The sequence below is a fragment of the Neochlamydia sp. TUME1 genome (genome assembly GCF_000813645.1).
Taxonomy (GTDB): domain Bacteria; phylum Chlamydiota; class Chlamydiia; order Chlamydiales; family Parachlamydiaceae; genus Neochlamydia.
On the sequence record NZ_JRXI01000254.1, the window covers coordinates 1 to 1,008 of the forward strand.

Annotated in this window: 1 protein-coding gene; it reads right to left on the minus strand. The window is 39.2% G+C overall.

Going from position 1 to position 1,008, the window contains the following annotated elements; genetic code table 11:
* Positions 1-33: 33 nt before the first annotated feature.
* Positions 34-1,008 (minus strand): IS21 family transposase (istA, locus tag DB41_RS10405; RefSeq protein ID WP_039387100.1); only part of this gene is annotated, 975 nt, incomplete at its 5' end.

Below are 1,008 nucleotides of genomic sequence, written 5' to 3' on the forward strand. Positions count from 1 at the left end.
CCAGCATGGAATCAAGCCTGTTCTGTTCTATTATCATGACCAGCTACCTCCTACTAACCTTTCGTACTCCGCAAGAGGCCTAGATAACTCCGCATCCATAAAATTTAAATTTTCTACACACTTAATCTCTTCATGCTCTTTTGGCCGAAAGGTTCCTACAATTCCTTTAAGATGCTCGGGCTTAAGAATATTTTGATATTTTCCTTTGCATTCTACATGACGAGCAATTTCAGTTTGCTTATAGAAGATGCGAACCTCATTTTCTATTAGCTGAACAAAGACCCGTTCCTTGATTATCTTCCAAGGAACACTATATCTATTCGTATCGATCTCCACACAAGCATCCTTATGAACGATTCGGTCAAGTTCTCGAATCTGCAGGAAAGGTGGTTTTCCTTTTAAAGGACGAAGAGCATCTTTTTCCATCTCTTCAAATACTTTCAAGGGTACTTTACGCGTAGTACCGTGGAGCCTTTGATCAGAAATATTGTGCATCCAATGCTCTAAATGACTTTCGAAAGATTCCCAGCTAGCAAACTTGTGCCCTGCGATAGCATTGCGTTTAACATACCCTATAGCTCTTTCATCCTTACCCTTTGTTCTGGCACGATAAGGAGCGCAGGCTTTAGGACAAAATTTCCAGTAATTTGCAAAAGCAGTAAAACGCTCATTAAATTGGACTTCTCTAGTAAGTGCATGATGTTTAATTATTAAACTTTTAGCATTGTCTACAAGCACCTCTTCGGTAGTACCGCCAAAATAGAAAAAGGCTTCCTCTATTCCTTTAAACCAAGACGATTGTTGTTGGTGTAAAAAAGGCTTAACGTAAATTCTTCTTGAAAAACCAAGGGTGGCAACAAACAAAAAAACCTGAGTAAGTTTATCTTGAATGTATAGACGAGTGGAACCAAAATCAATCTGAAGTTGTTTTCCTGGTGGTGTTTCAAATCTTAGGGTGGCTTGAGCTTTTACCTGTAGCTCATCTCTAAAAGGTTTTACCGCTCGTTC